The organism is Brevundimonas sp. FG128 (assembly GCF_057809775.1).
Map to the genome: position 1 here is coordinate 628,897 of NZ_JBMDKP010000002.1, position 13,124 is coordinate 642,020.

At 67.5% G+C, this 13,124-nt stretch carries 15 protein-coding genes; 7 read left to right on the top strand and 8 right to left on the bottom strand.

What is annotated here, in order from left to right:
• Positions 1-78 precede the first annotated feature (78 nt).
• A complete protein-coding gene (rnd, locus tag ACODSC_RS07480) occupies positions 79-1,230 on the bottom strand; it encodes a ribonuclease D (protein ID WP_488813234.1) in 1,152 nt (383 codons plus the stop codon).
• Positions 1,231-1,309: 79 nt separating this feature from the next.
• Between rnd and purM the strand changes: the two genes are divergently transcribed.
• The 4 genes from purM to ACODSC_RS07500 all read left to right on the top strand — a co-directional run bounded on the left by purM (position 1,310) and on the right by ACODSC_RS07500 (position 6,629).
• Entirely contained in the window at positions 1,310-2,347 is a 1,038-nt protein-coding gene (gene purM / locus ACODSC_RS07485) for a phosphoribosylformylglycinamidine cyclo-ligase (protein WP_488813236.1), read from the top strand.
• Between the two features lie 5 nt (positions 2,348-2,352).
• Positions 2,353-3,738 carry a M20/M25/M40 family metallo-hydrolase gene (locus tag ACODSC_RS07490; RefSeq protein ID WP_488813238.1) on the top strand — a complete coding sequence of 462 codons (1,386 nt, stop codon included), beginning with the start codon at positions 2,353-2,355 and terminating at the stop codon, positions 3,736-3,738.
• The gene (gene purN, locus ACODSC_RS07495; protein ID WP_488813240.1) at positions 3,738-4,331 is read left to right on the top strand and encodes a phosphoribosylglycinamide formyltransferase; all 594 of its coding nucleotides are present in this window, start codon (positions 3,738-3,740) and stop codon (positions 4,329-4,331) included. The genes ACODSC_RS07490 and purN overlap by 1 nt, the downstream gene beginning before the upstream one ends.
• Positions 4,332-4,580: 249 nt before the next feature.
• On the top strand, positions 4,581-6,629 hold the full coding sequence (locus tag ACODSC_RS07500) for a M13 family metallopeptidase (RefSeq protein WP_488813242.1): 2,049 nt from the start codon (positions 4,581-4,583) through the stop codon (positions 6,627-6,629).
• A 77-nt stretch (positions 6,630-6,706) separates the two neighbouring features.
• Here the strand turns inward: ACODSC_RS07500 and ACODSC_RS07505 are convergent, their stop codons facing one another.
• From ACODSC_RS07505 to ACODSC_RS07520, 4 genes are all read right to left on the bottom strand, one after another.
• On the bottom strand, positions 6,707-6,907 hold the full coding sequence (locus tag ACODSC_RS07505; protein ID WP_488813244.1) for a YMGG-like glycine zipper-containing protein: 201 nt from the start codon (positions 6,905-6,907) through the stop codon (positions 6,707-6,709).
• A 120-nt stretch (positions 6,908-7,027) separates the two neighbouring features.
• On the bottom strand, positions 7,028-7,447 hold the full coding sequence (gene ndk / locus ACODSC_RS07510; protein ID WP_488813246.1) for a nucleoside-diphosphate kinase: 420 nt from the start codon (positions 7,445-7,447) through the stop codon (positions 7,028-7,030).
• Positions 7,448-7,523: 76 nt separating this feature from the next.
• The gene (locus ACODSC_RS07515; protein ID WP_488813248.1) at positions 7,524-7,928 is read right to left on the bottom strand and encodes a type II toxin-antitoxin system VapC family toxin; all 405 of its coding nucleotides are present in this window, start codon (positions 7,926-7,928) and stop codon (positions 7,524-7,526) included.
• 11 nt (positions 7,929-7,939) lie between these two features.
• The gene (locus tag ACODSC_RS07520) at positions 7,940-8,275 is read right to left on the bottom strand and encodes a type II toxin-antitoxin system Phd/YefM family antitoxin (RefSeq protein ID WP_488813250.1); all 336 of its coding nucleotides are present in this window, start codon (positions 8,273-8,275) and stop codon (positions 7,940-7,942) included.
• A 47-nt stretch (positions 8,276-8,322) separates the two neighbouring features.
• On the opposite strand from ACODSC_RS07520, the gene abc-f reads away from it, so the two are divergent.
• Both abc-f and ACODSC_RS07530 read left to right on the top strand, forming a co-directional pair.
• Positions 8,323-10,212, top strand: coding sequence for a ribosomal protection-like ABC-F family protein (abc-f, locus tag ACODSC_RS07525; protein WP_488813252.1), 1,890 nt, complete (start codon positions 8,323-8,325; stop codon positions 10,210-10,212).
• Complete coding sequence (locus ACODSC_RS07530) at positions 10,212-10,466, top strand: DUF2164 domain-containing protein (protein ID WP_488813254.1); 255 nt, start codon at positions 10,212-10,214, stop codon at positions 10,464-10,466. Before abc-f ends, ACODSC_RS07530 begins: the two co-directional genes overlap by 1 nt.
• 229 nt (positions 10,467-10,695) lie before the next feature.
• On the opposite strand, the gene ACODSC_RS07535 is transcribed toward ACODSC_RS07530, so the two are convergent.
• The 3 genes from ACODSC_RS07535 to ACODSC_RS07545 all read right to left on the bottom strand — a co-directional run bounded on the left by ACODSC_RS07535 (position 10,696) and on the right by ACODSC_RS07545 (position 12,438).
• Complete coding sequence (locus ACODSC_RS07535; protein WP_008261149.1) at positions 10,696-10,905, bottom strand: DUF3126 family protein; 210 nt, start codon at positions 10,903-10,905, stop codon at positions 10,696-10,698.
• Positions 10,906-10,969: 64 nt separating this feature from the next.
• Positions 10,970-11,791: a serine O-acetyltransferase gene (gene cysE / locus ACODSC_RS07540; RefSeq protein ID WP_488813257.1), complete on the bottom strand. Its 822-nt coding sequence runs from the start codon at positions 11,789-11,791 to the stop codon at positions 10,970-10,972.
• Between the two features lie 20 nt (positions 11,792-11,811).
• Positions 11,812-12,438, bottom strand: a complete 627-nt coding sequence (locus ACODSC_RS07545; protein ID WP_488813259.1) for an NUDIX domain-containing protein — start codon at positions 12,436-12,438, stop codon at positions 11,812-11,814.
• Between the two features lie 45 nt (positions 12,439-12,483).
• Here ACODSC_RS07545 and ACODSC_RS07550 point away from each other — a divergent pair, with 45 nt between their 5' ends.
• Positions 12,484-13,092 (top strand): nitroreductase family protein, encoded by a 609-nt coding sequence (locus ACODSC_RS07550; protein ID WP_488813261.1) that lies wholly within the window; start codon positions 12,484-12,486, stop codon positions 13,090-13,092.
• The last annotated feature ends 32 nt before the right edge of the window (positions 13,093-13,124 follow it).

Sequence of the window (13,124 nt, forward strand, 5' to 3'; positions counted from 1 at the left end):
CAGGCGCCGGTGGGGCTTCAAGAGCCCCTCCACCGCTTCGCGGTCCCCCTCCCCGCTTCGCAGGGAGGAGACGGTTGGTCAGCCCTCTATCTCGACGACCTCGACGCGGGCGCCGTTCAGGACCAGGGCGATCTCGCCGCGTTTCAGCTTGAGCGCATCCTCGCCGAACAGTTCGCGGCGCCAGCCCTTCAGAGCGTCCACATCGGCATCGTCGGCGACGGCGATCTTTTCCAGGTCCGACACGGTGGCGATCAGCTTGGAGGCCACGCCGGCGTTGTCGCTCTTGGCCTTCAGCAGCACCTTCAGCAGCTCGACCACCGAGGGCGGGGCCGGCTGGCGGTGGGCGGGGCGTTCCATGTCGGGGGCGTGCGATTCGGGATCGGCCAGGACGCGCTTGAGCTCTTCAGCCAGTTCCAGCCCCAGGCGCGAGCCGCCGAAGCCCTTGGGCACCGAGCGCAGGCGGTTGAAGGCCTCGACGTCCGTCGGGGTCTGCTGGGCGATCTCGTCGATGCCCTCGTCCTTCAGGATGCGGCCGCGCGGCTGGTCCCGCTCCTGCGCCGCCCGCTCTCGCCAGACGGCGACGGCCTTGAAGGCGGCGAGGTATTTGGCCGAGAACTTCTTGGGTTTCAGCCGCTTCCAGGCGTTTTCGGGATTGGTGTCATAGATGGCCGGATCGGTCAGGGCCGCCATTTCCGACATCACCCAGTCCAGACGGCCTTCCTTGCTCAGCCGATCGCGCAGCTTGGGATAGAGCGCCGCCAGATGGGTCACGTCGCCGAGCGCATAGACCAGTTGGCTTTCCGACAGCGGCCGGCGGGCCCAGTCGGTGAAACGGCTGCCCTTGTCCACCTCGATGCGCAGCATCTGCCGGACCAGCGAATCATAAGCGACCTGTTCGCCGAACCCGGCGGCCATGGCCGCGACCTGGGTGTCGAACATCGGCTTGGGCATGGCCCCCAGGCGCACGAAGATTTCCACGTCCTGTCGGCAGGCGTGGAAGACCTTGACGATCTTCTCGTCGCGCAACAGGTCCAGGAACGGCTCCAGATCCAGCCCTTCCGCCATCGGATCGATGATGGCGGCGTGTTCGGCCGAGGCCGCCTGGATCAGGCACAGCCTGGGCCAGTAGGTCGTTTCCCGCATGAATTCGGTATCGACCGTGATGAAGGGGGCTGTGGCTACGCGGGCGCAGAATTCGGCCAGCGCCTCGGTGGTGGTGATCGGCGTCATTCCGATGCTATAGCCCCCCGCATCCTACCTGTGGCAAGAGCCGCGCTGCATTTCCGCCCCGATTCAGGCCCGAGATCTCATGAGCGACACCCAAAAGCCTCTCGAAAACGGCCTGACCTACGCCGATGCGGGCGTGGACATCGATGCGGGCGAGATGCTGGTCGAACACATCAAGCCCCTGGCCAAGTCCACGGCGCGCCCCGGATCGGAGCCCTCGCTGGGCGGTTTCGGCGCCCTGTTCGACCTGAAGGCCGCCGGCTTCGAGGATCCGCTGATCGTCACCACCACCGACGGCGTGGGCACCAAGCTGAAGATCGCCATCGAGACCGGCCGCCATGACGGCGTCGGCGTCGACCTGGTCGCCATGTGCGTCAACGACCTGCTGGCGCAAGGCGCCGAGCCCCTGCTGTTCCTCGACTATTACGCCACCGGCCATCTGGAGATCGACGCCGCCCGCCGCGTCGTCGCCGGCATCGCCGAGGGCTGTCGCCAGGCCGGCTGCGCCCTGGTCGGCGGCGAGACCGCCGAAATGCCCGGCATGTACACCGACGGCGACTATGACCTGGCAGGGTTCAGCCTGGGCGCCGTCGAGCGCGGCCACGCCCTGCCCTATCTGGATCGCCAGGCGGCCGGCGACATCATCATCGGCCTGGCCTCCACCGGCCCGCACTCGAACGGCTATTCGCTGGTGCGCAAGGTGGTCGAGAAGTCTGGCCTGGCCTGGGGCGACGACGCCCCCTTCGCCAAGGACCGCTCGCTGGCCCAGGCCCTGATGGAGCCGACCCGCATCTATGTGAAGCCGGTCCTGCCGCTGATGAAGGCGGGCCTGGTCAAGGGCGCGGCCCACATCACCGGCGGCGGCCTGATCGAAAACCCGCCCCGCTGCATCGCCGAGGGCCTGCAGGCGTCGTTCGACTGGGACGCCTGGCCCATGCCCGCCGTCTTCCAGTGGCTGGCCGAGGCCGGCGGCATCAGCGACCACGAGATGCGCCGCACCTTCAACTGCGGCGTCGGCTTCATCCTGATCGTCGCGCCCGAAAACGCCGAGCCGGTCCTCGCCGCCCTGCTCAACGCGGGCGAGGTCGCCTTCGTCTGCGGACAGCTGGAAGCGGCCTGATCCCCATGCGCACCGCCCTGCTCGCCTCCGTCGCCGTTTTCACCCTGGCCCTGACGACGGGGGCGGCGCAGGCGCAGACGCCCGCCGCTGTTGAGCAACCGTTGCTGCACGGGGTCGCCGCCGACATCCAGCCGGACAGGATGCGCGCCGACATTGAGGCCCTGGTCGGCTTCGGAACGCGCCACACCCTGTCGGAGACCCAATCCGACACGCGCGGCATCGGCGCCGCCCGCCGCTGGACCGAACGCCAGTTCCGCACCATCGGCGCCGAATGCGGCGACTGCCTGACCATCGCCCTGCCCGCCGACACCGTCACCGGCGGGCGCGTGCCGACCCCGACCGAGGTGATGGACGTCCTGGCCATCCAGCGCGGCACGACCGATCCCGACCGAGTGATCGTCATCTCGGGCCACATCGACAACCGCGTCACCGACGTGATGGACTTCACCTCCGACGCGCCCGGCGCCAACGACGACGCCTCGGGAGTTGCGGCTGTGCTGGAAGCCGCGCGCGTCCTGTCAAAGCACAAGTTCGCGGCCACCCTGGTCTACGCCGTCCTGTCGGGCGAGGAGCAGGGGCTGCTGGGCGGCAAGATCCTGGCCGACTACGCCGCCGCCCAGGGCTGGAAGGTCGAGGCCAATCTGAACAACGACATCGTCGGCAACTCCGAAGGCCAGAACGGGGTGCGCGACACAACCCGCGTCCGCGTCTTCTCCGAAGGCACCAAGACGGTCGAGACCCCGGAACAGGCCGAACGTCGTCGCTACAACGGCGGCGAAGTCGATTCCTCCTCGCGCAACCTGGCTCGATTCGTGGACGGGATCGCCGACCGCTATCTGGCGAACTTCGACGTCGAGATGATCTATCGCACCGACCGCTACGGCCGCGGCGGCGACCAGGTCGAGATGCTGAAGGCCGGCTTCCCCGCCGTGCGCATCAGCGAGGGCGCCGAGAACTACGACCGCCAGCACCAGGACCTGCGGGTCGAGAACGGCGTCCACTACGGCGACACCATCGACGGCGTGGACTTCGGCTATCTGGGTCAGGTCGCGCGGCTGAACACCGTCGCCATGGCGGCCCTGGCCTCGGCCCCCGCCGCCCCCACCGGCGTCGCCATCGAAGGCGCGGTCAAGCCGGACACCACCGTCAGCTGGAAGACCGTACCCGGCGCCGTCGGCTATCGCGTCTGGTGGCGTTCGACCACCGCGCCCCAGTGGACCTACAGCCGCGCCGCGCCCGCCGACGCCACCACCCTGGTCCTGCCCAATATCGTCATCGACGACTGGTTCTTCGGCGTCTCCGCCCTGTCGGCGGACGGCTATGAAAGCCCCGTGGTCTTCCCCGGCGCGCCCGGTTCGTTCGAGGCGCCCACGTCGCCGCCTGCCGAGTGATGTCCGGCTCAAAGACCCGCGTCGCCGTCCTGATCTCAGGGGCCGGCTCCAACATGGCCGCCCTTATCGACGCCGGTTCGGCGGCCGACAGCGGCTATGAGGTCGTTCTGGTCCTGTCGAACGTCGAGGGGGCCGGCGGTCTGGCCGTTGCGGCGGCCAAGGGCGTCGAGACCGCGACCGTGGCGCACAAACCCTTCGGCAAGGACCGCGAGGCGCATGAACGGGCGGTGGACGACCGCTTGCGCACCGCGGGCGTCGAGGTGATCGCCCTGGCCGGCTATATGCGCGTTCTGACGCCCTGGCTGGTCGGCGGCTGGCGCGGCCGGATGCTGAACATCCACCCCAGCCTGCTGCCCCTCTATCCCGGCCTCGACACCCACGCCCGCGCCGTCGCCGCCGGCGACGCCGAGGCCGGCTGCACCGTCCATCTGGTCACCGAGGGCGTGGACGAAGGCCCGATCCTGGGCCAGGCGCGCGTGCCGATCGTCGAAGGCGATACGCCCGAAAGCCTGGCCGAACGGGTCAAAACGGCCGAGCACACGCTCTATCCGCAATTGCTGAGTGCTTTCTGCCGGGGCTTGGGGCGGGGCTAAGGCCCCTCCCCCGTTCGTCATCCTAGGCCTTGTGCCTAGGATCCAGAATCCCGGTAGGTCGGCAGAGTGCTCGGTCTTCGAACACCGAGCGTATGGATTCTAGGCACAAGGCCTAGGATGACGGCTTTAGCGAAGTGTGGACGTCCCGCCCCAACACGCCAGCCCCGCAAAGATTACAAAAACGTCATGCGACAGACCGCCGCACCGGCGCAATGGTGCGGCCGACCAAAATTGGGAATGTCTCTTTTCATGAATCGCATCCGTCTGATGGCCGCCTGCTCGGCCTGTATCGTCGTCGCCCTGACCGGCGGCGCGGCTTCGGCTCAGGAGGCGCCCGGCGCCTCGGGCGTCCACAGGATCGGCGAATGGGGCTTCGACCTCGCCGGGCGCGACACCAGCGTGAAGCCGGGCGACGACTTCAACGAATACGCCAACGGAACCTATCTGCGCACGACCGAGATCCCGGCTGACAAGACCCGGTTCGGCCCCTTCGACGTCCTGTATGAGAACGCCCAGGCCCAGTTGCGCTCCATCATCGAGACCAGCGCCGCCAACCCCGTCAACGCCAACGCCCAGAAGGTCGGCGCCCTGTACGCCAGCTTCATGGACGAGGCCAAGATCGAACAGCTGGGCGCGACCCCGCTCGCGGCCGACCTCGCCGCCGTCAAGGCCGTCACCGACCATGCCGGCATGGCGCGGTTGATGGGTGAAAGCCACTCCGGCTTCGGCGCCTCGGTGTTCGGCATCGACGTGTTCGAGGATCTGCAAAAGCCCGACATGAACTCGGCCTATCTGGGCCAGGGCTCGCTCGGCCTGCCGGACCGCGACTATTATCTGAAGCCCGACTTCGCCGCCCAGCGCGAAGCCTATCTGGCCTATCTGACCACCACCCTGACCGCCATCGGCTGGACCGAGCCGGCCAAGGCCGCCGCCGACATCCTGGCCTTCGAGACCAAGGTGGCCGAAAAGCAGTGGTCGAACGTCGAGCGTCGCCAGATCGACAAGCTCTACAACCCCACCAAGGTCGCGGACCTGGCCGCCCTGGCGCCGGGCTTCGACTGGACCGGCTTCCTGGCCGGCGCCCAGGTGTCGGACGTCGACACCCTGGTCCTGATGGAAAACACCGCGATCCCCGGCATCGCCCAGGAGTTCGCCGACACCCCCATCGAGACGCTGAAGGCCTGGCAAGCGTTCAACGTCGTCGATCAGGCCAGCCCCTATCTGTCCAAGGCCTTCGTCGACGCCCGCTTCGACTTCCGCGGCAAGGCCCTGCGCGGCCAGCCCGAAAACCGGCCGCGCTGGAACCGGGGCGTCGCCCTGGTCGACGGCCAGCTGGGCGAGGTGCTGGGCCAGGAATACGTCCGCCTGCACTTCCCCGCCACGTCCAAGGCCCAGATGGAGGCGCTGGTCGGCAATATCCGCGCGGCCATGACCGAGCGTCTGAAGCATGTCGACTGGATGAGCGAGCCGACTCGCGAACAGGCCCTCTACAAGATGTCCAAGTTCGGCGTGAAGATCGGCTATCCCGACAAGTGGCGCAGCTATGACGGTCTGGAGCTGACCGCCGACGACCTGTACGGCAACGTCGAACGCTCCTCGGCCTTCGAATGGGCCTACAAGCGCGCCAAAATCGGCCAGCCGGTCGATCCGCTGGAATGGGGCATGACGCCCCAGACGATCAACGCCTACTACAACCCGCCCCGCAACGAGATCGTCTTCCCGGCCGCCATCCTGCAGGCGCCCTTCTTCGATCCGAACGCTGACCCGGCGATCAACTATGGCGGCATCGGCGCGGTCATCGGTCACGAGATCACCCACGGCTTCGACGACCAGGGCCGCAAGTCCGACGGCGACGGCGTGCTGCGCGACTGGTGGACGCCCGAGGACGCCGCCCGGTTCGAGGCGCGCGCCAAGGTGCTGGGCGACATCTACGACAGCCTGGAGCCCATCCCCGGCGTCCACGTCAACGGCGACCTGACCATGGGCGAGAACATCGCCGATCTGGGCGGCCTGCTGCTGGCGCTGGACGCCTATCACCGCAGCCTGAACGGCCAGCCGGCCCCGGTCATCGACGGCCTGTCGGGCGACCAGCGCGTCTTCCTGGGCTGGGCCCAGGTCTGGCGCGAGAAGTCGCGCGCCGAGGCGTTGAAGGAACAGCTGACCACCGATCCGCACTCGCCGGGCCCGGTGCGCGCCGCCACCTCGCCGCGCAACATCGACGCCTGGTATGCGGCCTTCGGCGTCTCGCCCGACCAGAAGGAATATATCGCACCCGAGGCCCGCGCCCGCATCTGGTAAGCGATCACACTCCAGACGCAGAAAAGGCCCGGAGCGCACGCTCCGGGCCTTTTCCTTGTCCGGGGTTTAAGCCGGATTTAGCGAGGCGTGGTGGCCGCACCGGCGACGGCGCCGATCGCAGCGCCGGCCACGGTCGAACCCGTGTTGCCGCCGACGGCCTGGCCGGCGACGGCGCCGCCCAGAGCGCCGGTCGCAGCGCGTTGTTCCATGGTCTGGCCACAGGCGGCCAGCAGGGCCACGGCGCCGATGACGGGGGTCAGTTTCAGAATGGTCTTCATGAGAATTCTCCTAGGGAGGCGAGACGATGAAGACCAAACGACAAGGCCCGCGTCCGGTTCCGGACGCGGGCCTTTATACTGACGCTACGCTCGGGACGCGGTCCCTTGCGCTTGAGCGCCTTAGCCGACGATCTGGTCGTCGGTGAAGAACTGGGCGATCTCGATCTTGGCGTTGTCCTGGCTGTCCGAGCCGTGGACCGAGTTCTCGCCGATCGACAGGGCGAACTGCTTGCGGATGGTGCCGTCGGCGGCGTCCTTCGGGTTGGTGGCGCCCATGACTTCACGATAGGCGGCGACGGCGTTGTCGCCTTCCAGCACCTGCACGACGACCGGCTCGGCGGTCATCTGCTCGACCAGCTCGCCGTAAAACGGGCGTTCGGCGTGGACTTCGTAGAACTTCTTGGCCTGGTCGGTCGACAGCTTGACGCGGCGCTGAGCCACGATGCGCAGGCCGGCGCCTTCGATCACGGCGTTGATCGCGCCGGTCAGGTTGCGGCGGGTCGCGTCGGGCTTGATGATCGAGAAGGTGCGTTCGGTCATGGGAATTGACTTCTTGTTAGGGAGATTGACGGTCGCGGGCTTATAGCGACGCCCCGCCCCCGCGCCAAGCCGTCTTTCAGCAGGCGACGGCGCGCACATGCCCCGCGGCGGCGTAGTCGAGAATGGCGCGGTCGCGGGTGATCAAAGTCAAATCATAGGCCCGCGCCGTGGCGATCAACATCCGATCGGCAGGATCTCGATGGAGAGGCGGCGGAAGATGCGCCACATCCAAGAGGATGTCCGGCGCCAGGTCTTTGATGCGCGCATGAGCCGTATTGACGGCTTCCCAGAACCAGGTGCGGACATCGCGTCGTAAAATCTGGACCAACTCTGGCTTGCTGGCCAGATAGCCCATTTCCCAGGCCGACGCAGCCGAGACAAACAGTTCGCCCTGCACCGCCGCCGCACTGATCATTTCGACAGCCGCCGGCCGAAGTGCGGCCCCCCCGACAATCCAGATCAGAGCGTGGGTGTCCAGCAACACCCCGTCACTCACGCCTCGTGACTTTCAAGGCCGAGATCAATCTCATCCAACCCCATGTCGGCTTCGACCGTCGTGCCGAAAACCTGTTCGTAGATCGGCTTGTCCAGGTCGATGCTAGGATCGATGACAATCGATCCCTTCATCGCGCCGAACATGCTCATGGGGTTCCAGGGCGCTTCGCTGTCCATGGTCGGCGACGCCAGAACCGCCACCTCCTTGCCGCGCTTGGTCACTCGAACCCTACGGATCTCGCCCGAGTTCACGCGATCCAGCAGGTCCAGGCACTTGGCCTTGAACTCCGTGGCCGTTATGACGACCTCGCCGCTTACAAGATCATACGTCATGACTGGTCATATAGAGATGACCGGTCAGAAAGTCCATTGCGCCTCCCATGCTCCAGATCACCGACCTGACCTTCAACGCCTGGGGCCGCAAATTCCTCGTGGACGCCTCCGTCAGCCTGCCGCCTGGCGCCAAGGTCGGCCTGGTCGGCCGCAACGGCATCGGCAAGTCCACCCTGTTCAAGCTGATCCTGGGCGAGCTTCATGCCGCCGGCGACGAGATCAGCCTGCCCAAGACCGCCCGCATCGGCTCGGTCGATCAGGAACACCCGGCGACGCCGGTCAGCGTCATCGACACCATTCTTGAAGCCGACGTCGAACGCCACACCCTGCTGGGCCGGCTGGAAACGGCGCCCCCCGAGGAGATGGGCGAGATCTGGGCCCGCCTGATCGAGATCGACGCCGACGCCGCCCCTGCGCGCGCCGCCGAAATTCTGGTCGGTCTGGGCTTCGACCAGGAGAACCAGGCCCGGCCGATGTCCGAGTTCTCGGGCGGCTGGCGCATGCGCGTGGCCCTGGCGGCGGCCCTGTTCGCCGAGCCGGACATGCTGCTGCTCGACGAACCGACCAACTATCTCGACCTGGAAGGCGCCCTGTGGCTGGAGGCGCGGCTGAAGAAATACCCGCACACCGCCCTGATCATCTCCCACGACCGCGAGATGCTGAACGAGGTCTGCACCCATATCCTGCACCTCGCGAACCACACCCTGACCCTCTACACCGGCAACTACGACGCCTTCGAAAAGGCCCGCGCCGAGAAGGCCCGTCTGCAACTGTCGGCCAAGGCCAAGCAGGACGCCGAACGCGCCCACCTCCAGTCCTTCGTGGACCGGTTCAAAGCCAAGGCGTCGAAGGCCGCCCAGGCCCAGTCGCGCATGAAGCGGCTGGAGAAGATGCAGCCCGTCGCCACCACGATCGAGGAACGCGTCGCCCCCTTCACCCTGCCCTCGCCGCCGCGTCCGCTGGCCCCGCCGCTGATCCGGCTCGAACGGGCCAATGTGGGTTACGACACCGGCAAGCCGATCCTGCGCAATCTGAACCTGCGGATGGATCTGGATGACCGGATCGGCCTCTTGGGCGTCAACGGCGCGGGCAAGTCCACCTTCGCCAAGATGATCGCCGGCGCCCTCAATGTGTCCGAGGGCGAGTTGCACCGCGACAAGAAGATGCGCGTGGGCTGGTTCCACCAGCACCAGATCGAGGCGATGGACCCCACCGACACGCCGCTGGAAATCATCCGCCGCGCCATGCCGGATGCGCCCGAAAGCGCCCGCCGTTCCAAATTGGCCCAATTCGGCCTTGGCTATGAAAAGCAGGAGACCACGGTCGACAGCCTGTCGGGCGGCGAACGCGCCCGCCTGCTGCTGAACATGGTCGCGATGGATGCGCCCCATGTCCTGATCCTCGACGAACCGACCAACCACCTGGACATCGACAGCCGCCGCGCCCTGCTGGACGCGCTGAACGACTACACCGGCGCCGTCATCCTGATCACCCACGACCGGTCGCTGATGGAGATGGTCGCGGACCGTCTGTGGCTGGCCGCCGACGGCACGGTGAAGCCTTACGACGGCGACATGGAGGATTACGCCAAATTCGTCCTCGACCGCGCCAAGGCCGCCATATCCAAGCCCAGCCAGATCAAGAAGGAAGAGGCCGCCGCCTCTCCCGCCGCTCAGAACAACAAGGGCAAGAAGAACGACCGCAAATCAGGCCCCTCCCCCTCGACGCTGCGTCACGCGGTCAAGAAGGCCGAAGAGACCATGGCCCGCCTGACCGCCGAGATCGCCCGTATCGACGACGACATGGCCACCGCCTCGGTCAACAACCCCAAGGCTCTGGAAGGCCTGACCCGCGCCCGCGCCAAGACCGAATCCGATCTCGCCACGGCCGAAGCCGCCTGGGTCGCGGCGGAGGAAGCCCTCGCGGAGGTGGCTTGATGGCCCAGCGAATCGAACTCTCGCCCGACGAACACGCCGCCGCGACCGGCAAGCTGCGCGCCTATTTCCGCGACGAACTCGACCACGACCTGGGTCAGCTGCCCGCCGATATGCTGCTGGACTTTATCGGCGCCGAAATCTGCGGCGTCTTCTACAATCGCGGCGTCCACGACGCCCAGCAGATGGTCAAGCAGAAGGCCGAGGACATCGTCGAGGCCCTCTACGGCCTGGAACGCGCGACGCCGACGCGCTGATCGCCCTCAACGCCTGGGCTTCGCCAGAAGACGACCGATGCGGTGGAGGCGGTGCGCTGGCGGCGCGGCGTGGGCGAGATACGCCTCGTCGGCGGCCTGACGGCGCCGGTCAGCCGGACCCATGGTCCTGTGCTGAAAGCGGCGGGCTGGCTCTAAAGGTCCAGCCGCCGGTCGTGCCGTGATCGCCCCGCGTCGGTCGAGGCCGGGCGATCACGTCTTGGGACGAACGCTATTCCGGCAGGTCTTCGGCCAGGATCGCCATTTCGAACATGAACGAGCCCTCCTCGTCCTCGTCCTCAAAGACGATGCCGATGAACTCGTCGCCGACATAGACTTCGGCCGAGTCGTTCTGCTTGGGGCGGGCCTTCACGATGATGCCGCCGGTGTTGAAGGTGCGCTTGAGGTGGGCCTCGATGCGCTTCAGGTCGGTGTCTTTCACGGGGGCCTCATGGTCTGAACGTTGGCCGCGGACCCTAGAGACATCGGCCGTTCAGGGAAACCCGTCAGATCACGAAGTCGTAGACCACGTCCGCCAGCGTATGATCCATCGTCCGCGCCGGTTCGGCCCCGGTCGGGCAGTTGACCAGCCGCGCCGGCACCCCTGCGACGGTGCAGCCCGACGGCACGGCCTTCAGCACCACCGAGCCGGACGCCACCTTGGCGTAGTCGCCGACGTGGATATTGCCCAGCACCTTGGCCCCGGCGCCCAGCAGGACGCCCTTGCCGATCTTGGGATGGCGGTCGCCGCGCTCGGCCCCCGTGCCGCCCAGGGTCACGCCGTGCAGCATGGAGACGTCATCGCCCACCACAGCCGTCTCACCGATGACGATGCCGGTGCCGTGGTCCAGGAACAGCCCCTTGCCCAGTTGCGCCGCCGGATGGATGTCCAGCTGGAACAGTTCGGAAATCCGGCTCTGGAAATGGAAGGCCAAGGTCTCGCGCCCCTGCCCCCACAGCCAGTGGGCCACGCGCCAGCTTTGCAGGGCCTGGAAGCCTTTGAAATACAGGAAGGGCTGCAACAGGTTGCGGATCGCCGGGTCGCGCTCGGCCACCGCCTGCAAATCCGCCTCCGCCGCCTCGACGATCGACGCATCGGCGCCGAAGGCCGACAGGCAGACCTCGCGCACCGACATGGCGGTCATCTCGCCATCGGCCAGCTTGCGCGCGATCTGGAAGCTGAGCGCCCCCGCCAGGTCGTCGTGCGACAGGACCACGGCGTTCATCTGCGAGCCCAGTTGCGGCTCCTCGCGCGCCGCAGCCTCGGCCGAGGCGCGCAGCTGTCGCCACACGCTGTCGGTTTCCGCGACGATTTCCAGCTTGGCCATGACCGGCTCCTTCGGCGACATCATAGCCGCCCCAGCAAGGCGCGCGCCAGCGCCTCGGGCAGCTCTCCGTTCTGGGCCATATGGTAGGCCCGGTAGGCGGTCGCCACCGTCAGCGAGTCCCGCACCGTCCCTCGCCCGATCTCGGCCAGCAGATCGACGAAGGGCGCGCGCACCACGGCGATGACCTCGGTCGGGTCCGGCGCGGTCGGCACGGGGCTCAGCCCCCAGGCGATCCAGGTGTGGGCTACCTCCGTCGTCACCGAGTTGGACAGCTCCATCGTCAGGGCCGGCGCCCAGTGTGCGGCCTCCAGTCCCGCCTCCTCGGCCAGTTCGCGCCGCACCCCGTCGAACGGATCCTCGTCCAGCGGCGCCCCGCCTTCGGGCATTTCCCAGGAATAGTTCCCCAGGGCGAGCCGCTGCTGGCCCACCAGGGTCACGGTCCCGTCGTCATGGACCGGCAGCACGCCCGTCGCCACATTGCGGGGCCGCATCACCGCATAATCGGCGACATGGCCGGTGGGCGCGACAGCCCGGTGCCGGGTCAGGACCAGCCATGGGCTTTCGAACAGCGTCTCCTGGCTTTCGCTGCGCCAGGCCGGCGGCTTGACCAGCCCCCTGGCCCATCCGGGTTCGTCGGTGTCGCTCATCGCGAAACTATGGCGGAAGCGATGTCGAAAGCCTAGCTAGACGACATGACCCAGATGCCCGTCTTCGACCTGAACGCCCCCCTGCCCGCGCCCGTCGCGTCGCCGCAGATGCGCGAGCGGCTGGCCCTGCGCCGTTCCGCCCCGGCCCAGGCCCTGGTCGCCCCCGGCCCGACCGAGGCCGAGCTGGACGACATCCTGACCCTGGGTGCCCGCACGCCCGACCACGGCAAGCTGTTCCCGTGGCGGTTCGTGGTGCTGGGCCCGCAGTCGCGCGCCGAGATCGCCGAGCGGCTGGCGGTGCTTGCCGAACTGAAAAATCGCCCGGCCAAGGATCAGGCGGTGCTGGCCAAGCTGACCGCCGCGCCGGTCACCATCCTCGTCGTCTCGACCCCCGTCCCGAACGCCAAGCCGGTGTGGGAGCAACAGCTGTCGGCCGGCGCCGTCTGCATGAACCTGGAGCACGCGGCCGGCGCCTTCGGCTACTCCACCAGCTGGATCACCGACTGGTACAGCTATGACGCCCAGGGCGCGGCCCTGTTCGGCGTTACCGAGGGCGAGACCGTCGCCGGCTTCATCCACATCGGAACCCTGGGCGAGCCCGCCCTGGAACGCCCCCGCCCCGACATGGCCGCCAAGGTGACCCGCCTGCCTTAAGCGGAGCCGTGCCGAACCTTAATCTTTAGTCC